The sequence below is a fragment of the Pseudomonas sp. GW822-FHT04H02 genome, assembly GCF_058800645.1.
The window spans coordinates 291,951-316,295 of record NZ_JBXAMM010000007.1; the positions used below are offsets into that span (position 1 = coordinate 291,951).

25 protein-coding genes are annotated in these 24,345 nt (G+C 63.3%); 2 read left to right on the forward strand and 23 right to left on the reverse strand.

Annotated elements, in window-relative coordinates; all coding sequences use genetic code 11:
* Positions 1-63: 63 nt before the first annotated feature.
* From AC1RMG_RS27955 to AC1RMG_RS28010, 12 genes are all read right to left on the reverse strand, one after another.
* Complete coding sequence (locus AC1RMG_RS27955; protein WP_011060124.1) at positions 64-849, reverse strand: TatD family hydrolase; 786 nt, start codon at positions 847-849, stop codon at positions 64-66.
* A gap of 84 nt (positions 850-933) precedes the next feature.
* Positions 934-1,920 (reverse strand): DNA polymerase III subunit delta', encoded by a 987-nt coding sequence (locus tag AC1RMG_RS27960; protein ID WP_011060123.1) that lies wholly within the window; start codon positions 1,918-1,920, stop codon positions 934-936.
* Complete coding sequence (tmk, locus tag AC1RMG_RS27965; RefSeq protein ID WP_011060122.1) at positions 1,913-2,545, reverse strand: dTMP kinase; 633 nt, start codon at positions 2,543-2,545, stop codon at positions 1,913-1,915. The genes AC1RMG_RS27960 and tmk overlap by 8 nt, the downstream gene beginning before the upstream one ends.
* Before the next feature lie 19 nt (positions 2,546-2,564).
* A complete protein-coding gene (gene mltG / locus AC1RMG_RS27970; RefSeq protein ID WP_493170776.1) occupies positions 2,565-3,764 on the reverse strand; it encodes an endolytic transglycosylase MltG in 1,200 nt (399 codons plus the stop codon).
* Positions 3,765-3,767: 3 nt separating this feature from the next.
* Complete coding sequence (pabC, locus tag AC1RMG_RS27975; RefSeq protein ID WP_053149865.1) at positions 3,768-4,583, reverse strand: aminodeoxychorismate lyase; 816 nt, start codon at positions 4,581-4,583, stop codon at positions 3,768-3,770.
* Positions 4,583-5,827, reverse strand: coding sequence for a beta-ketoacyl-ACP synthase II (fabF, locus tag AC1RMG_RS27980; RefSeq protein WP_011060119.1), 1,245 nt, complete (start codon positions 5,825-5,827; stop codon positions 4,583-4,585). Before fabF ends, pabC begins: the two co-directional genes overlap by 1 nt.
* 110 nt (positions 5,828-5,937) lie before the next feature.
* Positions 5,938-6,174, reverse strand: a complete 237-nt coding sequence (gene acpP, locus AC1RMG_RS27985) for an acyl carrier protein (protein ID WP_003175607.1) — start codon at positions 6,172-6,174, stop codon at positions 5,938-5,940.
* Positions 6,175-6,370: 196 nt separating this feature from the next.
* Positions 6,371-7,111: a 3-oxoacyl-ACP reductase FabG gene (fabG, locus tag AC1RMG_RS27990; protein WP_232644436.1), complete on the reverse strand. Its 741-nt coding sequence runs from the start codon at positions 7,109-7,111 to the stop codon at positions 6,371-6,373.
* 16 nt (positions 7,112-7,127) lie between these two features.
* Positions 7,128-8,066 (reverse strand): ACP S-malonyltransferase, encoded by a 939-nt coding sequence (fabD, locus tag AC1RMG_RS27995; protein ID WP_493170778.1) that lies wholly within the window; start codon positions 8,064-8,066, stop codon positions 7,128-7,130.
* 126 nt (positions 8,067-8,192) lie between these two features.
* Complete coding sequence (gene plsX / locus AC1RMG_RS28000) at positions 8,193-9,203, reverse strand: phosphate acyltransferase PlsX (RefSeq protein WP_072451636.1); 1,011 nt, start codon at positions 9,201-9,203, stop codon at positions 8,193-8,195.
* A gap of 3 nt (positions 9,204-9,206) precedes the next feature.
* Entirely contained in the window at positions 9,207-9,389 is a 183-nt protein-coding gene (rpmF, locus tag AC1RMG_RS28005; protein ID WP_003179396.1) for a 50S ribosomal protein L32, read from the reverse strand.
* A 13-nt stretch (positions 9,390-9,402) separates the two neighbouring features.
* The gene (locus tag AC1RMG_RS28010) at positions 9,403-9,930 is read right to left on the reverse strand and encodes a YceD family protein (protein WP_011060115.1); all 528 of its coding nucleotides are present in this window, start codon (positions 9,928-9,930) and stop codon (positions 9,403-9,405) included.
* A gap of 105 nt (positions 9,931-10,035) precedes the next feature.
* Between AC1RMG_RS28010 and AC1RMG_RS28015 the strand changes: the two genes are divergently transcribed.
* On the forward strand, positions 10,036-10,614 hold the full coding sequence (locus tag AC1RMG_RS28015) for a Maf family protein (protein WP_053157011.1): 579 nt from the start codon (positions 10,036-10,038) through the stop codon (positions 10,612-10,614).
* A 53-nt stretch (positions 10,615-10,667) separates the two neighbouring features.
* On the opposite strand, the gene sppA is transcribed toward AC1RMG_RS28015, so the two are convergent.
* From sppA to rluC, 3 genes are read right to left on the reverse strand one after another with little or no spacing between them, the layout of a single operon-like run.
* Positions 10,668-11,657, reverse strand: a complete 990-nt coding sequence (gene sppA, locus AC1RMG_RS28020) for a signal peptide peptidase SppA (protein ID WP_368994754.1) — start codon at positions 11,655-11,657, stop codon at positions 10,668-10,670.
* A 21-nt stretch (positions 11,658-11,678) separates the two neighbouring features.
* The gene (locus tag AC1RMG_RS28025) at positions 11,679-12,341 is read right to left on the reverse strand and encodes an HAD-IA family hydrolase (RefSeq protein WP_047284721.1); all 663 of its coding nucleotides are present in this window, start codon (positions 12,339-12,341) and stop codon (positions 11,679-11,681) included.
* The gene (gene rluC / locus AC1RMG_RS28030) at positions 12,331-13,287 is read right to left on the reverse strand and encodes a 23S rRNA pseudouridine(955/2504/2580) synthase RluC (protein WP_011060111.1); all 957 of its coding nucleotides are present in this window, start codon (positions 13,285-13,287) and stop codon (positions 12,331-12,333) included. Before rluC ends, AC1RMG_RS28025 begins: the two co-directional genes overlap by 11 nt.
* Before the next feature lie 714 nt (positions 13,288-14,001).
* On the opposite strand from rluC, the gene rne reads away from it, so the two are divergent.
* Positions 14,002-17,220, forward strand: coding sequence for a ribonuclease E (gene rne, locus AC1RMG_RS28035; protein WP_493170781.1), 3,219 nt, complete (start codon positions 14,002-14,004; stop codon positions 17,218-17,220).
* 50 nt (positions 17,221-17,270) lie between these two features.
* On the opposite strand, the gene AC1RMG_RS28040 is transcribed toward rne, so the two are convergent.
* From AC1RMG_RS28040 to AC1RMG_RS28075, 8 genes are all read right to left on the reverse strand, one after another.
* Entirely contained in the window at positions 17,271-17,882 is a 612-nt protein-coding gene (locus tag AC1RMG_RS28040) for a nucleotidyltransferase family protein (protein WP_125062682.1), read from the reverse strand.
* Positions 17,879-18,874 (reverse strand): XdhC family protein, encoded by a 996-nt coding sequence (locus tag AC1RMG_RS28045; RefSeq protein WP_019092974.1) that lies wholly within the window; start codon positions 18,872-18,874, stop codon positions 17,879-17,881. Before AC1RMG_RS28045 ends, AC1RMG_RS28040 begins: the two co-directional genes overlap by 4 nt.
* On the reverse strand, positions 18,874-21,189 hold the full coding sequence (locus tag AC1RMG_RS28050) for a xanthine dehydrogenase family protein molybdopterin-binding subunit (RefSeq protein WP_493170783.1): 2,316 nt from the start codon (positions 21,187-21,189) through the stop codon (positions 18,874-18,876). The genes AC1RMG_RS28045 and AC1RMG_RS28050 overlap by 1 nt, the downstream gene beginning before the upstream one ends.
* A complete protein-coding gene (locus tag AC1RMG_RS28055) occupies positions 21,186-21,656 on the reverse strand; it encodes a (2Fe-2S)-binding protein (protein WP_011060107.1) in 471 nt (156 codons plus the stop codon). Before AC1RMG_RS28055 ends, AC1RMG_RS28050 begins: the two co-directional genes overlap by 4 nt.
* A 242-nt stretch (positions 21,657-21,898) precedes the next feature.
* The gene (gene murB, locus AC1RMG_RS28060; RefSeq protein WP_011060106.1) at positions 21,899-22,918 is read right to left on the reverse strand and encodes a UDP-N-acetylmuramate dehydrogenase; all 1,020 of its coding nucleotides are present in this window, start codon (positions 22,916-22,918) and stop codon (positions 21,899-21,901) included.
* Complete coding sequence (locus AC1RMG_RS28065; RefSeq protein WP_041116777.1) at positions 22,915-23,379, reverse strand: low molecular weight protein-tyrosine-phosphatase; 465 nt, start codon at positions 23,377-23,379, stop codon at positions 22,915-22,917. Before AC1RMG_RS28065 ends, murB begins: the two co-directional genes overlap by 4 nt.
* Positions 23,379-24,143 (reverse strand): 3-deoxy-manno-octulosonate cytidylyltransferase, encoded by a 765-nt coding sequence (gene kdsB / locus AC1RMG_RS28070; protein WP_011060104.1) that lies wholly within the window; start codon positions 24,141-24,143, stop codon positions 23,379-23,381. Before kdsB ends, AC1RMG_RS28065 begins: the two co-directional genes overlap by 1 nt.
* Positions 24,140-24,325: a Trm112 family protein gene (locus AC1RMG_RS28075; protein ID WP_011060103.1), complete on the reverse strand. Its 186-nt coding sequence runs from the start codon at positions 24,323-24,325 to the stop codon at positions 24,140-24,142. Before AC1RMG_RS28075 ends, kdsB begins: the two co-directional genes overlap by 4 nt.
* Positions 24,326-24,345 lie beyond the last annotated feature (20 nt).

The following is a 24,345-nucleotide window of genomic DNA, read 5'->3' on the forward strand; positions in this document are numbered from 1 at the left end:
CCCCCCAGAACCCGGGTTTTTTTTTGCCCGCCATTCAGCGCCAGTGCACCGTGCGACCCAGGCTCAGCCCTTGACCCGCGCCAAGGGGAACAGGCGCTTGAAGTTGGCCGTGGTCTGCTGGGCAAAGGCTTCATAGCTTTCGCCCCGCAGCATCGCCAGGAACTCCGCCACCTCGCGCACGTACTGCGGCAGGTTGGGCTTGCCGCGATAGGGGATCGGCGCCAGGTAAGGCGAATCGGTCTCCACCAGCAGGCGGTCGGCCGGCACCTGTCGGGCCACGTCCCGCAGGGCATCGGCATTGCGGAAGGTGACAATCCCCGAGAGGGAAATATAGAAACCCAGGTCCAGGGCCGCCTTGGCCATTTCCCAGTCTTCGGTGAAGCAATGCAGCACACCGGCATTGGGCAATGCCGCCTCGCGCAGCAGTGCCAGGGTGTCGGCGCGGGCGCCGCGGGTGTGCACCACCACCGGTTTGCCGGTCTGCTGGGCGGCCTGCAGGTGCAGGCGGAAGGATTCCTGCTGCAGCTCGGCGGCTTCCGGCTCGTAGTGATAGTCCAGGCCAGTCTCGCCAATGGCCACTACCCGGGGGTGGTTCAGTTCATCCAGCAGCCAGTCCAGGGCCGGCGCTGCGCCGGGCTGCACATCCAGCGGATGCACGCCCACCGAGCAGTCGACATCGTCATAACGATCGGCCAGGGCCTTGACGTCCGCCGCGTTGTCGGCGCTGACACCGATGCACAGGAAGTGCCCTACCCCCCGCTGGCGGGCAGCAGCCAGCGCGGCATCCAGGGAGCCGTCATGAGCGGCGAGATCGAGGCGGTCAAGGTGGCAATGGGAATCTACGAGCATAGGAGGCTACAACTACATCCGATCAATGAAAGGCCCGGGTTGTGGCGCCCGGGCGGAAACAACGCTGAGTCTAGGCGCTGCGGGTCAATTCTGGGTAGGCAGGGCCGCCCACTGCACCAGCAAGGCTTCCAGCAATAGCACGCGGTTGAGGTTGGCCTTGCTCAGGACCTTCTGGCGCTGGGCCAGGATCCAGTCCTGGATGTTCAGCACCTTGGCCTGGGCGGACTTCTGCGCCAGGTATTGCAGCACCTTGCGCATGTCTTGCAGACCCAGTCCCTGCTCATCCTGGGTCAGTTGATAACGCAGGACCAGGTTCGACCAGTCGCAGAACCAGTCGAACAGCAGCAACAAGGGAATGGCACTCCAGGATTCGGCCAGTTGCGTGGGCGACTGCTGCTGTTTCAGCAGCTTCTTCACCCCTTCCACCACTTGCGCCCGCTGCTCGCGAACACCCTGGGCCTGCAGGCTGACCGCTGCCAGCGGCGAACCGGCAGCCAGGGTCAAGAGCTCCACCCGCTCCTCCTCGGAGCAATCAGGCAGGGCCTGGGCCAGCCACTCAAGGCTCATGGCCTCGCTGGGCAGCGGGCAGGCCTGCTGCACGCAACGGCTCTTGATCGTGGGCAACAACCGGCTGGGCTGGTGGCTTACCAGCAACAGCACAGTGTTGCCGGAAGGCTCCTCGAGACTCTTGAGCAGGGCGTTGGCGGCGTTGATATTCATCGACTCCACCGGCTCGATCAGCACCACCTTGCGCCCCCCCAACTGGGCGGTCTGGACCACGAAGCTCACCAGTTCGCGGACCTGGTCGACCTTGATCGCCTTGTCCGCTTCCTCCGGCTCCAGCACGTAGTTGTCCGGGTGGCTGCCGGCCAGCAGCAACAGGCAGGACTTGCATTGACCACAGGCGTCCAGGCCTTCCGGGCGCTGGCACAGCAAGCGCGCCATCAGCCGCTCGGCCAGGGCCCGCTTGCCGATACCCGCTGGGCCATGCAACAGGTAGGCATGGGCATGCTGGGTACGCCCCGCCAATTGCTGCCAGAGGCTGTCCTGCCAGGGGAAGACTTCAGCCACGGGCGCGCTCCAGCAATTGCGGCAACAAGCTGTCCAGGGACTGCTGGACCTGGGCCAGGGGCTGCGCCGCATCCACCAGCACATAACGCTGCGGCGCCGCTGCGGCGCGGGCCAGGAAGGCTTCGCGAACCTTCTGGAAGAAGGCCTGGCCTTCCTGCTCGAAGCGATCCAGCCGGCCACGGGCACTGGCTCGCGCCAGGCCGACATCCACCGGCAGGTCGAAGACCAGGGTCAGGTCGGGGCGCAACTCGCCCTGGACGAAATCCTCCAGCGCAGCAATGCGCGCAAGGCTCAGGCCGCGGCCCGCGCCCTGGTAGGCGTAGGTGGAGTCGGTGAAACGGTCGCACAGCACCACCGCACCGCGCTCCAGGGCCGGGCGAATCACCGTTGCCAGGTGCTGGGCACGCGCGGCGAACACCAGCAACAGCTCGGTATCGGCATTCATGACCTCTTCCACCGGGGTCAGCAGCACATCGCGAATCCGCTCGGCCAGCGGCGTGCCACCGGGTTCACGGGTCAACAGCACCTCGATCCCCGCAGCGCGCAGGCGCTCGGCGAGGTACTCGCGATTGGTGCTTTTGCCCGCGCCTTCCGGGCCTTCCAGGGTAATAAACAAGCCAGTCACGGGCAGTCCTTAATCAATGTCATTGCGGGCTTTTCGCCGCGGGCTCGGGCACAGGCTCGGCAGGAGCCGGAGTCGCAGCCGGCTCGGGCGCAGCTTGCGGGGCGCTTGCCGGAGCTGTCTCCGGGCCAGGGGTTGCAGGCGTCTCCGGCACCGGACCTGCCGCTTCGGGAACCGCTGGCGTGGCGGCTGGGGCCGGGCTGGAACGGTAATCGGCGCGACGCTTGAGCTGAAACTCGCGCACCGCGCTGTTGTGGGCATCCAGGTCATCGGAGAACACATGGCTGCCGTCGCCCCGCGCGACAAAATACAGGCTCTTGCCCGGCACCGGGTTGAGGGCGGCGTGGATCGCCTCGCGTCCGACCATGGCGATCGGCGTCGGCGGCAGGCCGGCAATCACGTAGGTGTTATAGGGCGTGGCTTCCTTGAGATGAGCCCGGGTCAACTTGCCGGTGTAACGCTCACCGAGGCCGTAGATCACCGTAGGATCGGTCTGCAGCAGCATGCCAATCTGCATGCGACGCACGAACACGCCTGCGATCTGCCCACGCTCCTGGGGTACGCCGGTTTCCTTCTCCACCAGCGAGGCCATGATAAGCGCCTGATAAGGATCGCTGTAAGGCGCATCGTCGGCACGCTTGCTCCACTCCTTGGCCAGCACATCGTCCAGGCGGTCGTAGGCTTTTTCCAGGAGCTCGGCGTCGGTCATGCCCCGAACGAAACGATAGGTGTCAGGGAAGAAACGCCCTTCAGGGAAAACCCCGGGATGCCCGAGCTTTTCCATCACCCGGCTGTCGCTGAGCCCCGTCAGGGTCTGCTGCAATTTTTCGCTCTTGGCCAGGGCGCTGCGTACCTGGCGGAAATTCCAGCCTTCCACCAGGGTCAGGCTGTACTGCACCACCTCACCGCGCTGCCAGAGGCCGATCAGGCCTTCGGCGGTCATGCCTGGGGTCATGCGGTACTCGCCGCTGTGCAGAGGCTGGCCCGCCATATTGAAGCGCCAGTACAGGCGCAGCCAGAAGGCATCATCGAGCACACCCTCGGCTTGCAGACGATTGAAGGTGCCGGTGGGCGTCGAGCCGGCGGGAACATCGAGCAACTGTTCCTGGCTCAGGTTAAGCGGTTGTTCCAGGGCCGAGTGCAGTTTCCAGGCACTCGCACCCAACAGCAGTCCTGCCAGGACCAGTCCGGTTTCCAGCAGGAGCAGTAATTTACGTCTCACGAATCAAGCATCCAGTAGTGCGCGGGTAATGCCCTGCAGTTTACGGGTGAGCGCACCCGCCGACCAGCTCATCCCGGCACAGCCAAGCACTGGCCAGACGCCATAGACACTGTTGCAGACAAAGACTTCATCAGCCTGTTGCAGTTGATCGAGACTGATATCCCCGACTTGCGCGGGGATGCCCAATGACTCGGCCTGAAACAATATTTCAGCGCGCATCACCCCGGCCACGCCGCAGCGACTCAGGTCAGCCGTCAGCAGCCGCCCCTGGCTGACCAGGAACAGGTTGCTGAACACGCCTTCGATAACTCGCCCAGAGGTATCTCGCATCAAGCCTTCGGCATGCTCGGCATCACGCCACTCGGCACGAGCCAGAACCTGCTCCAGACGATTGAGGTGCTTGAGGCCGGCCAGCAGCGGCTGCTCGGCCAGGCGCGTGGTACAGGGAAACAGACGAATGCCTTGCTCGGCATGGGCCAGGGGATACACCGGCAATGCGGAGCCCTGGAGAATCCGCCGTGCAGCGGTTGCAGGATCGGCGGCATAGCCGCGCTGGCTGTCGCCCCGGGTCAGGATCAGCTTGAGCACACCCTCCCCCAAAGCCGCCGCATAAGCCTGCAGCTCACTGCGGATCAGGGCTTGATCCGCCGTCAGCGCCAGGCGCCGGCATCCTTCGGCCAGACGCTGCAGATGCCGCTCCAGCAGCTGCGGGCGCCCGGATTTGACGGCAATGGTCTCGAACAGACCATCACCGTAAGCCAGGCCGCGGTCCTTGAGCGACAGTGCGTCAGCCGGCTGACCGTCGACCCAGCTGTGCATCACTCGGAGAACCGGCGGAACACCAGGGAGCCGTTGGTGCCACCAAAACCGAAGGAGTTGGACAGCACTACGTCGATGTCCATGCTGCGCGCGGTGTGCGGCACGAAATCGAGGTCACAGCCTTCATCCGGCTCATCCAGGTTGATGGTGGGCGGCGCGGCCTGGCTGTTGATTGCCAGCACACTGAAGATCGCCTCGATCGCCCCCGCGGCACCCAGCAGGTGACCCGTCATGGACTTGGTGGAACTGACCGCCAGCTTGTAGGCGTGATCGCCGAACACGCTCTTGATCGCTTCGGCCTCGGCCAGGTCGCCGGCCGGAGTCGAAGTGCCATGGGCGTTGATGTACTGCACCTGGTCCACGTTGAGCTTGGCGTCGCGCAGGGCATTGGCGATGCAGCGCGCAGCACCGGCACCATCGGCGGGAGGCGACGTCATGTGATAGGCGTCACCGCTCATGCCGAAGCCGATCAGCTCCGCATAGATGGTGGCCCCACGAGCCTTGGCGTGCTCCAGCTCTTCCAGAACCAGTGCGCCGGCGCCGTCGGACAGGACGAAGCCATCACGCCCCTTGTCCCAGGGACGGCTGGCGCGGGTCGGCTCGTCGTTGCGGGTCGACAGTGCACGGGACGCGCCGAAGCCGCCCATGCCCAGGCCACAGGCAGCCATTTCAGCACCGCCGGCGATCATCACGTCGGCTTCGCCGTAGGCGATGTTGCGCGCAGCCATGCCGATGCAGTGGGTACCGGTGGTGCACGCAGTGGAAATGGCGTAGTTCGGCCCCTGGGCGCCCAAGTGGATGGACAGGAAACCGGAAATCATGTTGATGATCGAGCCAGGCACGAAGAACGGAGAAATCCGTCGTGGGCCGGAATCGTGCAGGATGCGGCTGGTTTCCTCGATATTGGTCAAACCGCCAATACCCGAGCCCATGGCCACGCCGATGCGTTCACGGTTGGCATCGGTGACTTCCAGACCGGCGTTGCGTACCGCCTGGAAACCGGCTGCCAGGCCGTATTGAATGAACAGGTCGAGTTTGCGGGCCTCTTTGACCGACAGGTATTCCTCGACATTGAAGCCCTTTACCGAGCCGCCAAAACGGGTGGAATAGGCAGAAAGGTCGGTGTGTTCGATCAGACCGATGCCACTTTGGCCAGCCAGAATGCCCTGCCAGCTGCTTGGCACATCCGTACCCAGTGGCGACAACATACCCATACCGGTGACTACGACGCGTCTACGCGACACAGCACTCTCCTTTTTCTAATGACGACACTTTGTATCAGGCCTAAAGAAAAAACCGCACGCCGTAACGGCAGTGCGGTTTTTCCATGACAGCAAAAGACGACTACAAACGATTAAGCCTGGTGGCTGGTAACGTAGTCGATAGCTGCTTGAACGGTAGTGATCTTTTCAGCTTCTTCGTCAGGGATTTCGGTCTCGAATTCCTCTTCCAGAGCCATCACCAGCTCAACGGTGTCAAGGGAGTCGGCACCCAGGTCTTCAACGAAGGAAGCGGTGTTAACAACTTCTTCTTCTTTAACGCCCAGTTGCTCAGCAACGATTTTCTTGACGCGCTCTTCGATGGTGCTCATACCTTGTTTTCACTCCTAATGGACAAATTCAGGCAGCTGGCCAGTGGGTAAGTGTATAGAAAGGCTTTTCAGCTTTTCAACTGAAAGCTTTGTCCCTCAAACCCTTTGGCCATCTGCCTATAAATTGATTGCAGCTTTATAACGGATTTTAGACAGCTCGTATGACATTTTTTTGAAGCAATCCGTCACATTTGACTCACATATACATCCCGCCGTTGACCGGGATTGTAGCCCCAGTAACGTATGCCGCACCGTCGGATGCCAGAAAAGCGACCACTTGCGCGATCTCTTGAGCCTGGCCCAGACGACCCAGCGGAATTTGCGTCAGCAGCGCTTCACGCTGCGCTTCCGGCAGTTCGCGGGTCATATCGGTGTCGATAAAACCTGGAGCAACCGAGTTCACCGTGATCGACCGCGAACCCACTTCACGGGCCAGGGCACGGCTGAAACCTTCGAGACCGGCCTTGGCGGCCGCGTAGTTTACTTGGCCTGCGTTGCCCATGGCACCCACAACCGAGCCAATACTGATAATTCGACCCCAACGAGCCTTGGTCATGCCACGCAGAACGCCCTTGGACAGGCGATACAGGCTGTTCAGGTTGGTATCGACCACGTCGTACCATTCGTCATCTTTCATGCGCATCATCAGGTTGTCGCGAGTGATCCCGGCGTTGTTCACCAGGATCGCCGGCGCACCGAACTGCTCGGTGATGCTGGCCAGGACTGCAGCCACGGACTCGTCACTGGTAACGTTCAGCTCAAGGCCGGCGCCCTGGATGCCATTTTCCTTGAGGGTGGCAGCAATGCGCTCGGCACCCGAAGCGGACGTGGCGGTACCCACCACGGTGGCGCCCATACGCCCCAGCTCAAGCGCGATGGCCTGGCCGATACCACGGCTGGCGCCGGTCACCAGTGCAACTTTACCTTGCAGACTCATGCAAGCTTCTCCTAGTTCAGGCCAACGCTGCACGGGCGGCAGCGAAAGCATCTGGGGTGTTCAGGTTAGAGGTCGACACGCCTTCGGCGCAGCGCTTGTTGAGGCCGGCCAGGACCTTGCCCGGGCCGCACTCGACCAGCTCGGTGGCGCCATTGGCTGCCAGAGTCTGGACCGACTCGACCCAACGCACCGGCTTGTACAACTGCTCCAGCAGGTCGCGCTTGAGGGTGTCCAGGTCGGCGGCCACAGCGGCACTGACGTTCTGTACCAATGGAATCTGCGGTGCCTGCCAGTTGATCGCAGCGATCGACTCGGCAAAACGCTCGGCGGCCGGGCGCATCAGCTCACAGTGGGAAGGCACGCTGACCGGCAGCGGCATGGCGCGCTTGGCGCCCCGCGCCTTGCAGCCCTCAATGGCGCGATCCACAGCCGCCTTGGCTCCGGCGATCACCACCTGGCCAGGGGAGTTGTAGTTCACGGCGCTGACCACCTCACCCTGCGCGGCTTCAGCACAGGCGGCGACCACATCGGCATCTTCCAGGCCGAGAATTGCAGCCATGCCGCCCTGCCCTGCCGGCACGGCTTCCTGCATCAACTGGCCACGACGCTCGACCAGCTTGGCCGCTTCACCCAGGGTCAGGCTGCCAGCGGCGACCAGGGCACTGTATTCACCCAGGCTGTGACCGGCGACGAAAGCCGGGCGCGCGCCACCTTCGGCCAGCCATACACGCCACAGGGCGATGGACGCGGTGAGGATGGCCGGCTGGGTCTTGTCGGTTTGATTGAGCTGCTCTGCAGGACCTTCCTGGGTCAGAGCCCAGAGGTCGTAGCCCAGAGCATCGGAGGCTTCTTTGAACGTATCGAGGATCAGCGGGTACTGCGCGCCCAGCTCGGCCAACATGCCGAGGGACTGCGAGCCCTGTCCTGGAAAGACGAATGCGAGGGATGCAGACATGTAACAAGCCCCTAATGATCTTGTCGTCGGAGAATTGACGTCACACCGTGGTGGACGCAAGAAACTGACAGTTGGATGGCCAATTGAACTGAGCGGTCACATTTAAGCACTCCACAGGGAAAACGCCTAAAGCAACAAGTCTTCAAGACGCCCATGCAAGCGGCGCGGCAGGTCTTCCTGGATCTCGATCAACGCCCGCTGAATGGCACTCTGGAAACCTTGAACGCCTGCAGAACCATGGCTTTTCACCACGATCCCCTGCAAGCCGAGGAAACTCGCACCATTGTGCCGCGCCGGCGCCAGATCCGCCTGCAGCCTGCGCATCAGCGGCAAGGCCAGCGCCCCAACAGCCCGGGACAGCAGATTCTGCCTGAACAAGGCTTCTATACGAGCGGCGATCATGGTCGCCAGCCCCTCGCTGGACTTGAGCAGGATGTTGCCGACAAAACCGTCGCATACCACCACGTCCGCCTCGCCCCGATACAACCCATCGCCCTCGACGAAACCGATGTAGTTGAGGCCGCGGGCCTGCTGCAGCAAGCTCGCCGCCAGCTTGACCTGCTGGTTGCCCTTGATGTCCTCGGTGCCGATATTCAGCAAGGCCACCCGCGGCCGCACGATGCCCAGGGTTTCCGCCGCAACCGAGCCCATGATGGCGAACTGCAACAGGTGCTCGGCACTGCAATCGACGTTGGCTCCCAGATCCAGCAATTGGCAATAGCCACGCTGAGTAGGGATGGCAGCCACCATCGCCGGCCGATCGATTCCGGGCAGGGTTTTCAGCACATAACGCGACAGCGCCATCAGCGCACCGGTATTACCGGCACTGACGCAGGCCTGGACCTTCTCATCGCGCAACAGCTCAAGGGCCACCCGCATCGAAGAGTCCGGCTTGCCCCGCAGGGCCTGGGAAGGCTTTTCGTCCATGGTGATCACCTCGCTTGCAGGGGTAATCGTCAGGCGCGCGCGATCCACAGCCGTTTGACCGGAAATCAGTTCTTCAAGAAGGGAGGGTTGACCAACCAGGGTCAGGTGCAGCGAGGGGGTAGCAGACAGACAAGCAATACTCGCCTGAACAATGCTGCGGGGACCGAAGTCCCCGCCCATTGCGTCAATCGCGATGACTTGAGCGGACAAGGATTACTCGTCAGCGCCCTTGTCGATCACTTTACGACCACGGTATACGCCTTCTGGCGATACGTGGTGACGCAGGTGAACTTCACCGGTGGTCTTTTCTACGGACAGGGTGCTAGCCTCGAGAGCATCGTGGGAACGACGCATGTCACGGGCAGAGCGGGATTTTTTGTTCTGCTGAACAGCCATAATTGATTAACTCCTAAACGTTTGGGTCACGCTTTAACTGCGCCAATACACTGAACGGGTTGGACCGCGTTACCTCGTCCTCGCTCGGTTCGGGCTCATCGAGCCCCGCCGGCTGCTGGCATTCTTCCGGATGATGAGCAGGCACGATTGGCAAGGCAAGCAAAAGCTCTTCCTCGACCAACGCCTGCAGATCCAAAGGATCTTCGCCCAGTTCCAGCACGTCATAACCTTTCGGCAACGACTGGGTATTCGCACCCTCCTTCACCACAGCGTAACTGCACTCACTGTGGATCGGCAGGGTGACCAGCTCAAGACAACGCTGGCAAACCATTTTGACTTCGACGTCGATGGAGCTGTGGATAACTACAGCTTTACGCTCGTCACGCTCGAAAACGAATTTAGCCTGCACCGTACCGACATTGTCGGAAAGCGGGTCGCAGAGTCTCTCCAAATCGGCCAGCAGCAGTTCACCTTGAAGGGTGGTGCCACGGTCAGCCAATTTGCGCGGGTCAACGTGAGGTGGAATCGGGTCATTCAACATAGGCGCAGCATTATAGGGATGCCCCAGGCCATGTCAAAGGAAATTCAGCCCTGTCCGTCACTTGCAAGCCTCGCTAGAATTCCCGGCCTGCCTCAGGAGACGCACATGCTGCCTTTATTACTCGCCTCAAGCTCGGCCTACCGCCGGGAATTGCTGTCCCGCCTGCGCCTGCCCTTCACCTGCAGCTCTCCTGACATCGACGAAAGCCATCGTCCCGGAGAGCCTGCCACGGCCCTGGTGAAACGCCTGGCCGAGGAAAAGGCGCGCGCCCTGGCAAGCAGCCATCCAGCACACCTGATCATCGGTTCCGACCAGGTCGCGGTGCTCGGCGAGCGCATCATCGGCAAACCCCATACCTTCGAAAAAGCCCGCCAGCAACTGCTGGACGCCAGCGGCGCCAGTGTGACCTTCCTCACCGGCCTGGCCCTGCTCAACAGCCAGACCGGCCACTGCCAGGTCGACTGCGTCCCGTTCACGGTCAACATGCGCACCCTGGACAGCACCCGCATCGAACGCTACCTGCACGCCGAACAGCCCTATGATTGCGCCGGCAGCTTCAAGGCCGAAGGCCTGGGGGTCAGCCTGTTCCAGAGCACCGCCGGCAGCGACGCCACCAGCCTTATAGGCCTGCCACTGATCCGCCTCGTGGACATGCTGCTGACCGAGGGCGTAGAGACACCCTGAGCCGCCATAAAAAAGCCGGCACTCAAGCCGGCTTTTTATTGAGCAACACCCGATCAGCGCAAGGTTGGGCCCTGAAAGCCCATCCACATGGCGATCTGCTCTGCCACGCTGGCACCGAGCTTCTTCGAGAAGCGATCAAATGGCGATTCCTGGACGGTAAAGTCCACCACCTCTTTCTCGCCAATCACATCCCGCGCCACCGAACTGGTATTGCCCAGGCCATCGATCAACCCCAATTGCAGCGCCTGCTCGCCCGACCACACCAGGCCGGAGAACAGCTCCGGATGCTCCTTGTCCTTCAGGCGATCGCCACGGCCCTGCTTGACGCTGGCAATGAACTGGCGATGAGTGGTGTCCAGCACGCCCTGCCAGAACTGGGTCTCTTCAGGCTTTTGCGGCTGGAACGGATCCAGGAACGACTTGTGCTCGCCCGAGGTATAGGTGCGACGCTCAACCCCCAGCTTCTCCATGGTACCGACAAAGCCGTAGCCGGCCGCCGTCACACCAATGGAACCCACCAGGCTCGCCTTGTCGGCATAAATCTCGTCAGCAGCGCTGGCGATGTAGTAAGCACCCGACGCCCCGAGATCCGAGATCACCGCGTAGACCTTGGTGTCCTTGTGCAAAGCCCGCAGACGACGGATCTCGTCATAGACGTAGCCGGACTGCACCGGGCTGCCGCCAGGGCTGTTGATACGCAGCACAATGCCCTTGACCTTGGGATCATCGAACGCAGTACGCAGGCTGCCGACAATATTGTCAGCACTGGCCGATTCCTTGTCGGCAATCACCCCCGTGACATCGATCACCGCGGTGTAGCTACCGCCACGAGTGGCATTCTTTTCCATGGTCATCAGCGGCGTGAACAACGCCAGCGCCGCGAACAGGTAAACAAAGGTCAACAGCTTGAAGAAAATGCCCCAGCGCCGCGAGCGACGCTGCTCCTGGACACCGGCCAACAGCGTCTTCTCCAGCAGTTTCCAGCTTTTATCATCACCACCTTCAGCGCCCGCCTTGCTCGGCGCCTTCCATTCGTCGGTCATGCCTGCTACCCCAGCAAAAACTTAATCGGCACCCTGGCTCAGCCAGGCGTGCAATTGAGGAAAACGGTCGATGGACAAGCGCGGCTCGAATGCCTGCAAGGCCTCGATGGACTGAGCACCGTAGCTCACGGCCACCGAATCCATTCCGGCATTGCGCGCCATCAACAGATCAAAGGACGAATCGCCAACCATCAAAGCCTGCCGCGGCCCAACCCCGCAATGAGCAAGGATTTCCTCCAGCATCAACGGATGAGGCTTGCTGGCGGTTTCGTCGGCCGCCCGGGTGATATCGAAATACCCTTCCCAACCATGGGCCTTCAACACTCGATCCAGCCCTCGCCGGGCCTTGCCGGTGGCGACAGCCAGCTGATATCCCTCATCCCGAAAGGCGTCGAGAGACTGCACCACACCAGCAAACAGAGGCGAAGGCTCGGCCTCGAGGGCAATGTAGTGATCCGCATAATGCTGACGAAAGGCTACCAACTGCCCATCATCTATTTCCGGATACAGTGTGCGAATCGCCTCTGGCAATCCCAGACCGATAATGCCCTTGACGGCGTAGTCATCGCGGCGAGGAAAGCCGGAACGATCAGCAGATGCGTGCATCGACTCGACAATCCGACCAATGGAATCGGCCAGAGTGCCGTCCCAGTCGAAGATCAGCAGTTTGTAATCAGGGTGCACTCAGGCGCTCCACGGTCTTGGCCCACATCTCATCCACCGGGGCCTGCAATTTCAGCTCGCCGCCATCGGGCAGCGGCACCGTCAACATATAGGCATGGAGAAACAGGCGCTTGCCGCCCAGCTCACGGATCTCGCGAGTGAAATCGTCATCGCCGTACTTGCTGTCACCGGCAATGCAGTGCCCGGCATGCAGGGTGTGCACACGAATCTGGTGAGTACGCCCGGTCACCGGCTTGGCCTCGACCATGGTGGCGAAATCACCGAAGCGGCGCAGCACCTTGAACACGGTCAAGGCCTCCTTGCCCTCTTCGTTGACCTCCACCATGCGCTCGCCGGAGCGCAGGTTGCTCTTGAGCAGCGGCGCACGCACCTGCTTCACCGCCGTGGCCCAATGGCCACGGACCAGCGCCATGTAGCGCTTGTCCACGCCATCGCCCCGCAGCGCGGCATGCAGATGACGCAGCATGCTGCGTTTTTTCGCGATCATCAGCAGGCCGGAGGTGTCCCGATCGAGGCGATGCACCAGCTCCAGCTCCTTGGCGTCCGGGCGCAACTGACGAAAGGCTTCGATCACCCCGAAATTCAAGCCGCTGCCGCCATGCACGGCAATCCCGGCAGGCTTGTTGATCACAATCAGGGCCTTGTCTTCGAAGACGATCGAGGCTTCCAGGCGCTGCAGCAACCCTTGAGCCAGCGGCACCGGCTCGTCGCGCTCGGGCACCCGCACGGGAGGCACGCGCACCACATCACCCGCTTGCAGCTTGTACTCGGGCTTGATCCGCCCCTTGTTCACTCGCACTTCGCCTTTACGCAAAATACGGTAAATCAAGGTCTTGGGCACGCCTTTGAGCCGGGCGAGAAGGAAGTTATCAATACGTTGGCCGGCATATTCCGGCGAGACCTCAAGCAATTGAACGCCTGGAGTCGAGGGGGCAGTAGTCGTCATGGCGCGAATGATAACAATTTTTTATGGATTTGAAGCACTTAATGATTGCTGCTATAGTCGCGAACGCCGCCAAAAGCGGCTGGGCAGAGGAACAGCGGCAAACAGCCGGCCCTGACCAACGCAATTCATAAGGACGCAAGGCCGTCCTACGCAGTTTTCACTATCTAACGGAAGAGTTCGGCGTTGTAACAAGCGCAGGTGACATGAGGCCTGAAACCCGTAGAAAGCAGAGTGACTACTCGCCTTTTACGCAGCGATTAACGGCCAGTTCACAAAGTGCAGTCAGCGACAAACGATCCCGAGCGAAAGTTGCGGAAACAACGCCTTTAGCCATGATGCGTGACCTCCCCTTTCGGAGTTCACGGTAAATGCCAACCCGCTGCGGATTCTGCGCGCGGCAGCACCCGAATTATCAGGGATACGTGTAGGGTGGAGATGCACAACCGTCGGACTGTGTAGCATTAGGCTTTATCAAGACGCTTCATCTCGTCCACAGTCGCCGGTTGATTCCTCCTCCTGACAGACTTTTGCTTAAGCGGTGCCTTAGTCACCACAGCAAGCAGGACGCGTAAGTCGCGACTTCGTTCTTAGTTACCCGGACGAACCTCGCTAGACACTCGAGTGGTCAACCACTCCTGACGCACCTGACACCGACCGTGAGAAGTCGTGTGTGCCGAACGCCGTTTCCGGCAGCCCGGAAACCGACGGTACTACATGAAAAGAATGCTGATTAACGCAACTCAACCCGAAGAGTTGCGTGTTGCTCTGGTAGACGGCCAGCGCCTCTACGACCTGGACATCGAGTCCGGAGCCCGCGAGCAGAAAAAGGCCAACATCTATAAAGGCCGCATCACTCGCATCGAACCAAGCCTCGAGGCTGCCTTTGTCGATTTCGGCTCTGAGCGCCACGGCTTCCTGCCCCTCAAAGAAATCTCCCGCGAATACTTCAAGAAAGCCCCCGAAGGCCGCGTCAACATCAAGGACGTCCTGAGCGAAGGCCAGGAAGTCATCGTCCAGGTCGAGAAAGAAGAGCGTGGCAACAAGGGCGCCGCCCTGACCACCTTCATCAGCCTCGCCGGCCGTTACCTGGTACTGATGCCGAACAACCCGCGTGCCGGCGGTATCTCCCGCCGCATCGAAGGCGAAGAGCGCAACGAACTGCGTGAAGCGCTGAACGGCCTGGTGGCACCCGCCGACATGGGCCTGATCGTGCGCACTGCCGGCCTGGGCCGCAGCAGCGAAGAGATGCAGTGGGACCTCGACTACCTGCTGCAACTCTGGACCGCCATCAAGGAAGCGTCCCTGGATCGTTCCGCGCCATTCCTGATCTACCAGGAAAGCAACGTGATCATCCGCGCGATCCGCGACTACCTGCGCCAGGACATCGGCGAAGTGCTGATCGACAGTGTTGAAGCCCAGGACGAAGCCCTGACCTTCATCCGCCAGGTGATGCCGCAGTACGCCAGCAAGATCAAGCTGTACGAAGACAGCGTGCCGCTGTTCAACCGTTTCCAGATCGAAAGCCAGATCGAGACCGCTTTCCAGCGCGTGGTCGAACTGCCTTCCGGCGGCTCCATCGTCATCGATCCGACCGAAGCCCTGGTGTCCATCGACATCAACTCGGCCCGCGCCACCAAAGGCAGCGACATCGAAGAAACCGCCCTGCAGACCAACCTGGAAGCAGCGGAAGAAATCGCTCGCCAACTGCGCCTGCGTGACATCGGCGGCCTGATCGTCATCGACTTCATCGACATGACCCCGGCCAAGAACCAGCGTGCCGTGGAAGAAAAAGTCCGCGAATGCCTGGAAGCCGACCGCGCTCGCGTGCAGATCGGCCGCATCTCGCGCTTCGGCCTGCTGGAAATGTCCCGTCAGCGCCTGCGTCCATCCCTGGGCGAAAGCAGCGGCATCGTCTGCCCGCGCTGCAACGGCACCGGCATCATCCGTGATGTCGAGTCGCTGTCCCTGGCGATCCTGCGCCTGATCGAAGAAGAAGCCCTGAAAGACCGCACCGCCGAAGTTCGCGCCCAAGTGCCGATTCCGGTCGCCGCTTTCCTGCTCAACGAAAAACGCAACTCGATCACCAAGATCGAACTGCGCACCCGTGCCCGCATCGTCATCCTGCCGAACGATCACCTCGAAACGCCACACTTCGAAGTTCAGCGCCTGCGTGATGACAGCCCGGAAGCCAACACCAACCAGTCCAGCTACGAAATCGCAGCGGCCGCCGCCGAAGCCGAAGAAGTCCAGCCAACCGCCGCCACCCGCACCCTGGTTCGCCAGGAAGCGGCAGTGAAGACGGCCCCGGCCCGCGCCAACGCTCCGGTTCCGACCGAAGTCGTCGCTGCCCCTGTAGCTGCACCGGCTCCAGTGGCCGAACCAAGCCTGTTCAAAGGCCTGGTGAAGTCCCTGGTCAGCCTGTTCGCTACCAAGGAAGAGCCAGCCGCACCGGTCGTGGTCGAGAAGCCAGTGACCGAGCGCCCTGCTCGCAGCAACGAAGAACAGCGTCGCAATGGCCGCCAGCAGAGCCGCAACCGTAACGGTCGCCGCGATGAAGAGCGCAAGCCGCGCGAAGAACGTGCTCCGCGAGAAGAACGCGCACCACGGGAAGAGCGTCAGCCACGCGAAGTTCGCGAAGCCCGTGAAGAAGTTCAAGCGGTAGCCCGCGAAGAACGCGCACCCCGTGCACCGCGCGAAGAACGCCAGCCACGCGCCCCGCGTGAAGAGCGCAAGCCACGTGGCGAGCGTGAAGAACGCGTGCGTGAACTGCGTGAGCCTCTGGACGCCGCTCCAGCTGCAGCCGCTGCTACCGCCGCCGTTGTTGCCGAAGAACGTCCGGCGCGCCAGCCTCGCGAAGAGCGCCAGCCACGTGCGCCACGTGAAGAGCGCCAACCACGTGCCGAACAGGCTCAAGCCGCTGCCGCCAGCGAAGAAGAAGCGCTGCCGAACGAAGAGCAACTGCAGGAAGACGGCCAGGACAACGCCGAAGGCGAACGTCCACGTCGTCGCTCCCGCGGCCAGCGTCGTCGCAGCAACCGTCGCGAGCGTCAACGTGATGCCAACGGCAATGTGATCGAAGGCTCGGAAGAAAACGCCGAAGAGCCAAGCAGCGCCGATCTGGCTGCCGGCCTTGCGGTAACTGCCGCGGTTGCCAGCACCGCCATCAGCGCCAACGCTGAAGCCGAAGCTCACCAGCAAGCCGAACGTGCGACTGCCGCTGTAGAAGACAAGGCTCCGGAAGCCCCAGTGGTTGAAGCCACCACGCCGGTAGAAGCCCCAGTGGTTCCTGCAGTGGAAGTGGCTCCAGTGGCTGAAGTGCAGGCTCAGGTTGAAGTGGCTGCCGAACCGGCCGTGGTTGTCGAAGCCCAGCCTGTGGTTGCCGAACAACCGGCAGCAGAACCTGTAGCCCAGGCGCCAGTGGTTGAAGAAAAGGCCATCGAGCCGGTTCAGGAAGCCCCTGCGCCAGCCCCGGTTGCCGAGCCAGCATTGGTGGTTGAAGAGCCTGTAGCGGCCCAGCAGCCTGCCCAGGTTGAAGAGCCGGCTCCGGTTGCAGCACCGGTGGTGGCCGAAGAGCCCGCACCCGCTGTCGAAGCTGAAGCCGCGCCGGTCAGCACCCTGACCAGCAATGGCCGTGCACCGAACGACCCACGCGAAGTGCGTCGCCGCAAGCGTGAAGCCGAGCGCCTGCAGAAGGAAGCCGAGCTGGCTGCCGCTGCTGCTCCGGCTGAAGCCGTGGTGACCGCCGAGCCTGCTCCGGTAGAAGCGCCAGAGGTGGTCGAGGCCGCCCCTGCGCCAGCCGAAGAGACTGCACCGGCACCAGTGGCCGAACCTGCAGTGGAAGAAGCGGCCCCTGTGGCCGAGCAAGCACCGCGCGCTGTCGAGCACGCTGCGCATGCCGAGGAAGAACAGCACGAGCCTAAACCTCTCGTCTGATTCCAGCAGCCCATGAAAAAGCCCCGCCCGGGTAACCGGGCGGGGCTTTTTTATACCTGGAGCACCTGACAATCCGGAAACAGCAACGCCTGCGGAACGTCCACATCCCAGGTCACCCCTGGATCCGTCACCGGAACTTCCACCACCCGCCCCGAAGCGAACAGCGGCCGGGCTCCCCGATCACCAGACAGGCCCTGCAACGCTGCGCCATAAGACCGGCCAAAGCCCACCGGATGACCCAACTCATCCCCCAGCCGCGGCACGCTGATGCCCTCCTCGGTCATTGCCTCCATCACCCGACTGGCGGTGGCGGGCAGGATAAAGGGCATGTCCCCCAGCCAGACCATCCAGCCATGAGCATCGGCGCAGGCAGCCACTGCCGCGGCCAGGCTATGCCCCATGCCCACGGACTCCAGCACCAGTACCTGACAACCGTAGGCACGCGCCAGATCCGCCACCTGGGGTCGATCCGCCGTGGTCACCAGTACTCGCCGGGCAACGTCCACCGGCAGGCTCACCAGCACCTGCTCCAGCACCGGCCGCTGCACCCCGTCACGCCCGCGGCAGGGCGCCAACAGCTTGTCCTGCCCGGCCCCGGCCACCTGGCGAAAACGCCTGCCCTGCCCCGCCGCCAGGATGATCGCGCAAGGCTTGCGGCTCACCTCACCGTCTCCGCCACTCGCACCGGGAGCTTCTTCTGCAGCGGTTCGACGCCATTTTTCAGCGCGACGATTTCCGCCAGCAACGACAAGGCAATCTCCGCCGGCGTATGGCTGCCGATGGGCAATCCGACCGGCCCGTGCAAGCGCTCGATGGCCTGCGCCGAAAGACCCAGCAGCGCCAGATTGTCCCGGCGTTTCTGGCTGTTGGCCCGGGACCCCAGGGCGCCGACGTAAAATGCCCGGGAGTCGAGCGCCGTCAGCAGCGCCATGTCATCCAGGCGCGGATCATGGGTCAGGGCCACCACTGCCGTGCGCTCGTCGGGCTCGATGCTCAGCACCGCATCGTCGGGCATCCCGGCGACAAAACGTCCATCCTGCCCCTCCCAGCCATGCACGAACTCCTGGCGCGGATCGCAGATCAGCACTTCGAAATCCAGCAAGCGGGCCATCTGCGCCACATAGCGCGACAACTGCCCGGCGCCGATCAGCAGCAAGCGCCAGCGCGGTCCGTAGATCGCCCGCAGGGTGACCCCGTCAAACGCCAATTCATCGCCGCGGTTCGCCGTCTTGAGCAGCACCTGGCCGGTGCCCAGGTTCAGCTCCCGGGCCACGATCTGGTGTGCCTCGCAGCGCTGGAGCAATTCGGCGACCCAGGCCGGGTCGCCAACCCGCTCTTCGGTGAGGCGCAAGGTGCCGCCACAGGGCAGGCCGAATCGCGCCGCTTCCTCCAGGGTCACGCCGTAAGTCACCAGTTGCACCGGCGGCCCGTGGCGAGACAGGCGCCCATCGCCCTGGCGGCTGATCAGGTCATCCTCGATACAGCCTCCGGACACCGAGCCGATCACCACCCCGTCGTCGCGCAAGGCCAGCATGGCGCCGGGTGGCCGCGGCGCGCTGCCCCAGGTCTGCACCACGCTGTACAGCAGCACGCCGCGCCCGGCGCGCCGCCATTCCAGGACACTGCGCAGGACATTCAGGTCGACGCTGTCCATCAGGCGCTCGCCTGCTGCCAGCCCTGCAACTGGTAGCGCACCGGCAGGTTGCGTATGCGCTTGCCGGTGGCGGCGAAGATCGCGTTGCACAGGGCCGGCGCAATCGGCGGCACACCGGGCTCTCCCACCCCGCCCAGGGGCACGTCCCCCGGCGGCGTCACCAGGTGCACCTGCACCTGTTTCGGCGCCAGGGACATGCGCGCCACTTCGTACATATGGAAATTGTCCTGCTGGACCTTGCCCTCCTTGAAGCTGATCTCCCCCAGCACCGCATTGCCCAGGCCCATGACGCAAGCCCCTTCGAATTGCGAGCGGATACGCTCGGGGTTGATCTGCGGGCCGCAATCCACGGCGATATCGGCCTGATGCACGATCAGCGTGCCATCGTCCTTCACTTCCACCTCGATCACCGCCGCCACATAGGTCACGAAGCTGTAGTGCACGGCCAGCCCCAGACCGCGCCCCTTGGGCAGCGAGCGCCCCCAGCCGGCCGCCTTGGCTGCGGTTTCCAGCACCGTGCGCAGGCGCCCGGTATCAATGGGGTAGCGCTCGGGGGATTCGCCGTAGTTCCACTCTTCGCTCAGGGTTCGGGGGTCGATCTGACGATCCGCCCCCAGCAGCTTGAGCTGGTACTGCAGCGGATCCTGGCCGGCCTTGTGGGCCAGTTCGTCGACAAAACTCTGGATCGCGAAGCCATGGGGAATGTTCGACACCGAACGGTACCAGCCGACCCGGGTATGGGCCGCGGCCTCGGGGTTTTCCAGGCGCACGTTGGGAATCGCGTAGGCCATGTTGGTAAAGCCCATGCCCAGCTCGAAGGCGCCTTCGTGATTCATCCCCGGGGCGAACAGCGCGGTGATGCTCGGCGCCACGGTGCGGTGCAGCCAGGCCGCCGGCAGGCCGTCCTTGTTCAGCCCGGCCTTGAGGTATTCCGCCGACACGGTATGGAAGTAGGAGTTGTGGATATCGTCCTCGCGGGTCCACTGCACCCGCACCGCCTTGCCGGGAAAGGCCTTGGCCAGGATCGCCGCCTCCAGGATGAAGTCGGGCTTGGACTTGCGCCCGAAGCCGCCGCCCAGCAGCGTGACGTTCACCGTGACCTGCTCGAAGCCGATCCCCAGGCGTTCGGCGATTCGCTCGCGGGTCACCTGTGGCGCCTGGCTCGGTGCCCACGCCTCGCAGCGACCGTCCTGGAATCGCGCCACGGCCACCATGGGCTCCATCGGCGCCTGGGCCAGGTGCGGCAGGTAATAGCTGGCCTCCAGGCTGCTCTCGGCGCCCTTCAGGGCCTCATCCAGGTTGCCGGTACTGCGCACCACCTTGCCCGGTTGCCGCGCCGCCGCCTCCAGTTGCTTGCGGTATTGGATGGAGTCGTAGCCAGCGTTGGCGCCATCCTCCCACTCGATCCTCAAGGCATCGCGGCCCTTGATCGCCGCCCAGGTGTTGCTCGCCACCACAGCCACGCCGCCCAGGGGCTGGAACTCCGAAGGCAAGGGGCGGCTGTCGATGGGCATGACCTTGATCACCCCCGGTACCTTCAAGGCTGCGCTGTCATCCACCGACTTGACCTTGCCGCCATACACCCGGGGCCGCGCCACCGCCGCGAACAGCATGCCGTCGAAATGCACATCGGCGCCGTACACCGCACGGCCGTTGACGATGTCCTGGCCATCGATGGCCCGGGTGGCCTCCTTGCCGATGTAGCGGAACTCCCCGGGCTGCTTCAGGCGCAGGCTATCCCGGGCAGGCACCGCCAGGGCGCCTGCCGCAGCGGCCAGGGCGCCATAGCCCAGCTCACGCCCGGTGGGCTGGTGAACCACCTTGTGCAACTGCGCCCGACACTGCGCCAATGGCACCTGCCACTGCGCAGCGGCGGCCTGTTCCAGCATGGTCCGCGCAGCCGCGCCACAGCGGCGCATGGGCTCGTACCAATGACGCATGCTGCGCGAGCCGTCGGTGTCCTGGTTGCCGAAGAGCACCTCGTCACCCGGTGCCTGGCGCACCTTGACCTGCGCCCAGTCGGCGTCCAGTTCGTCGGCCACCACCATGCTCAGGCTGGTGCGCACGCCCTGGCCCATCTCCGAGCGATTGCAGATCACCGTGACGCTGCCGTCGCTGGCAATGCTCACGTAGACCTTGGGGTCATCGACCCAGCCGTGGGGCATGCCGTCGGCACCGAATTTCTTGTCCTCGGCAAAGGCCTCCTGCCAGCCCCAGCTCGCAGCCAGCACCAGGGCCCCGGTGGCCCCCACACCTTTGAGAAAGCCCCGGCGGCTGAGGTTGCTCAGGGCAAAATCCTGCGGTAGGCGGTTCATGCCTTGGCCTCCTGCAGATGGCTGGAAGCCTGGCGGATCGCGGTCTTGATCCGGTTGTAAGTACCGCAGCGGCAGATATTGCCGAGCATCGCCTCTTCGATCTGCTCGTCGCTGGGGTTGGGGTGGACCTTGAGCAAGGCAGTGGCCGACATGATCTGCCCGCCCTGGCAGTAACCGCACTGGGCCACCGCCGTATCCAGCCAGGCCTGCTGCACCACCTGCCCTACCGGGTCGGTATGCAGGTTGTCGATGGTGCTGACGTTCTTGCCCTGCACCGAGCCTATCGGCGTGATGCAACTGCGCGCCGGGTCGCCGTCGATATGAATCGTACAGGCGCCGCACAGGCCCATGCCGCAGCCGAACTTGGTACCGTTGTAGCCCGCCACGTCGCGGATAGCCCACAGCAGCGGCATGTCCTCGGTGACGTCCAGTTGATGATCTTGACCGTTGAGCTTCAGGGTAATCATGGGCACGCCCGCATTTTCTGAGTGATGGGGTCGAGTCATCCGCCGTGCAGTACCGCGGCTGCGGTGCACGCAGATCGGCTCAGGCTAATCGGGCTCTCTTGTGAAGACAGGCTTCACCGGGCCTTTGGGAACAGCAAAAAGCTGATTCTTAGCCTGCTAAGTTAAGCCGCAATTAACAAAAAAGCCTTGCCCGAACGTCAGCCAGGCAAGGCTTTTTGCTATCCACCGCAAGCCGGCTCTCGCTAATAGAGGTTGGGCTCCATCTCCAGCTCGACACTGAAACGCTCGGCGATATCGCGCTGGATCCGCCGCGCCAGTTCCAGCAACTGCAGGCCGCTGGCGCCGCCATAGTTGACCAGCACCAGCGATTGCAAGCGATGGACCCCGGCATCCGCCTCGCGAAAGCCCTTCCAGCCCGCCTGTTCGATCAGCCAACCGGCCGCCAGCTTCACCTGCCCATCGGCCTGGGGGTAACCCACCAGCCCCGGATGCGACTGCTTGATCTGCGCCGCCAGTGCCGCCGGCACCACCGGGTTCTTGAAGAAGCTGCCGGCATTGCCCAGCACCGCAGGGTCCGGGAGCTTTTCGCTGCGGATGCTGCAGATCGCCCGGCTGACATCGCTGGCCGTCGGCTGTTCGATGCCCTGCTCGCTCAGGCGCTGGCGCACCGGGCCGTATTCCAGATGCAGGTGATCGACACGGTTCAGGGCAAAGCGCACCCGCAGGATCAACCAGCGACCGGCCTGATGCTTGAACAGGCTGTCGCGGTACGCGAACTGGCACTGCGCCAGGTCGAACTCCCGCAGCTCGCCGGTCTGCCGATCGAGGGCGGTCAGGCCGGCGAACACGTCCTTGATCTCCACCCCATAGGCGCCGATGTTCTGCATCGGTGCGGCGCCGACGGTGCCGGGAATCAGGCTCAGGTTCTCCAGCCCGGACAGGCCCTGCTCCAGGGTCCACTGGACAAAGGGATGCCAGGTTTCCCCGGCCTCGGCCTCGACCACCACCCGCTGCCCGTCATCGCTGAGCAGGCGAATGCCACGAGTGGCCATGCGCAGCACCAGGGCCTGGATATCCGCCGTCAGCAGCAGGTTGCTGCCGCCGCCGATCACCAGCAGCGGCAACTGGTGGGTAGCGCAATAGGCCAGGGCCTCGCGTACCTCGTCATCGCTGTGGGCCTGGGCAAACCACTTCGCCTTGACCTCGACCCCGAAGCTGTTGAACGGCTTGAGGGACACATCGGCCTGAATGTCCAGGGTCATAGCCGCCCCTTCAATTCGACCACTAGCCGGTCGCAGGCATCCTCGATCAGGTCCAGCACCTGCTCGAAACCCTGCTCGCCGTCGTAGTACGGATCCGGCACTTCATCCAGCGCCCCCTCGTAGCGACGCAGGAACAGGTCCAGCTCGGCCTTGCCCCGGGCCGGTTGCAGGGCCTTGAGGTTGCGCAGGTTGCTCTGGTCCATGGCGAAGATCAGGTCATAGGCAGCGAAATCGGCGCTGCCGACCTGCTGCGCCCGTTGCGCCGACAGGTCGTAGCCGCGCCGCAAGGCAGCCTGCTGGCTGCGCTTGTCCGGGGCCTTGCCGATGTGCCAGTCGCTGGTGCCCGCAGAGGCGACCTGCACCTGGTCACCCAGGCCGGCCTCGTGCAACTTGCGGCGCAGCACGCCTTCGGCGGTGGGCGAGCGGCAGATATTGCCCAGGCAGACGAACAGAACCCGCATCAGGCCTCCAGCAGGCGCCGAACGCGCTCAAGGTCTTCGGCAGTATCGACGCCGGTAGGCGGTGCTTCCAGGGCGTCGGCCACGTGGATCCGCACGCCATGCCACAGGGCACGCAGTTGCTCCAGGGATTCGGTGTTTTCCAGCCAGCACGGGCCCCAACTGACGAAGTCGTGAAGAAAGCCGGCGCGGTAGGCATAGATGCCGATGTGACGGCGATAAGGCACGCCTTCGGGCAGTTGCTCACGACTCTGGGCAAAGGCATCCCGGGCCCAGGGCAAGGTGGCGCGGCTGAAGGTCAGGGCCAGGCCGTTGAGGTCGCTGACCACCTTGACCACATTGGGGTTGAACAGGGTCTGCACGTCCTCGATCGGCTCGGCCAGGGTGGCCATGCGCGCTTCGGTGTGGGCTGCCAGGTTGGCCGCTACCTGATCGATCACCGACGGCGGGATCAACGGCTCGTCGCCTTGTACGTTGACCACGATCGCATCCGCGGCCAGGCCCAGCTGGGCGGCGACTTCCGCCAGCCGGTCGGTGCCGGAGTTGTGATCTTCCCGGGTCAGCAGCGCCTCGGCGCCAAAGCCCTGGCAGGCCTCGACGATGCGCTGATCATCGGTGGCCACCACGACCCGCTCGGCGCTGCTCTTGCGCGCCTGTTCCCAGACCCACTGGATCATCGGCTTGCCGGCGATCAGTTGCAGCGGCTTGCCTGGCAGGCGAGTGGAGGCGTAGCGCGCCGGGATGACAACGGTAAAGGCGCTGCTCATTTGTCCAGGCGCTCTTCGGTGGTCAGGGTGCGCGCTTCGCTTTCCAGCATCACCGGGATGCCATCGCGAATCGGATAGGCAAGGCCCGCGCCCTTGCTGATCAGCTCGGTCTTGTCGGCGCTGAGTTTGAGGGGGCCTTTGCAGATCGGGCAGGCGAGGATGTCGAGCAGTTTGGTGTCCATGAGGATTCCCTGGATAAAAG

Bases quoted from the DNA above. Each gene is read 5' to 3' on its own strand.
- AC1RMG_RS28075 (WP_011060103.1), bottom strand. From the start codon at position 24,325: ATGGACACCAAACTGCTCGACATCCTCGCCTGCCCGATCTGCAAAGGC.
- murB (WP_011060106.1), bottom strand. From the start codon at position 22,918: ATGACCCTGGACATTCAGGCCGATGTGTCCCTCAAGCCGTTCAACAGC.
- AC1RMG_RS28045 (WP_019092974.1), bottom strand. From the start codon at position 18,874: ATGGACAGCGTCGACCTGAATGTCCTGCGCAGTGTCCTGGAATGGCGG.
- AC1RMG_RS28065 (WP_041116777.1), bottom strand. From the start codon at position 23,379: ATGCGGGTTCTGTTCGTCTGCCTGGGCAATATCTGCCGCTCGCCCACC.
- kdsB (WP_011060104.1), bottom strand. From the start codon at position 24,143: ATGAGCAGCGCCTTTACCGTTGTCATCCCGGCGCGCTACGCCTCCACT.
- AC1RMG_RS28015 (WP_053157011.1), top strand. From the start codon at position 10,036: ATGCTGCCTTTATTACTCGCCTCAAGCTCGGCCTACCGCCGGGAATTG.
- AC1RMG_RS28010 (WP_011060115.1), bottom strand. From the start codon at position 9,930: ATGTTGAATGACCCGATTCCACCTCACGTTGACCCGCGCAAATTGGCT.
- AC1RMG_RS28050 (WP_493170783.1), bottom strand. From the start codon at position 21,189: ATGAACCGCCTACCGCAGGATTTTGCCCTGAGCAACCTCAGCCGCCGG.
- AC1RMG_RS28055 (WP_011060107.1), bottom strand. From the start codon at position 21,656: ATGATTACCCTGAAGCTCAACGGTCAAGATCATCAACTGGACGTCACC.
- AC1RMG_RS27955 (WP_011060124.1), bottom strand. From the start codon at position 849: ATGCTCGTAGATTCCCATTGCCACCTTGACCGCCTCGATCTCGCCGCT.
- acpP (WP_003175607.1), bottom strand. From the start codon at position 6,174: ATGAGCACCATCGAAGAGCGCGTCAAGAAAATCGTTGCTGAGCAACTG.
- rpmF (WP_003179396.1), bottom strand. From the start codon at position 9,389: ATGGCTGTTCAGCAGAACAAAAAATCCCGCTCTGCCCGTGACATGCGT.
- pabC (WP_053149865.1), bottom strand. From the start codon at position 4,583: ATGCACAGCTGGGTCGACGGTCAGCCGGCTGACGCACTGTCGCTCAAG.
- fabG (WP_232644436.1), bottom strand. From the start codon at position 7,111: ATGAGTCTGCAAGGTAAAGTTGCACTGGTGACCGGCGCCAGCCGTGGT.
- rluC (WP_011060111.1), bottom strand. From the start codon at position 13,287: ATGACGACTACTGCCCCCTCGACTCCAGGCGTTCAATTGCTTGAGGTC.
- fabD (WP_493170778.1), bottom strand. From the start codon at position 8,066: ATGTCTGCATCCCTCGCATTCGTCTTTCCAGGACAGGGCTCGCAGTCC.
- rne (WP_493170781.1), top strand. From the start codon at position 14,002: ATGAAAAGAATGCTGATTAACGCAACTCAACCCGAAGAGTTGCGTGTT.
- sppA (WP_368994754.1), bottom strand. From the start codon at position 11,657: ATGACCGACGAATGGAAGGCGCCGAGCAAGGCGGGCGCTGAAGGTGGT.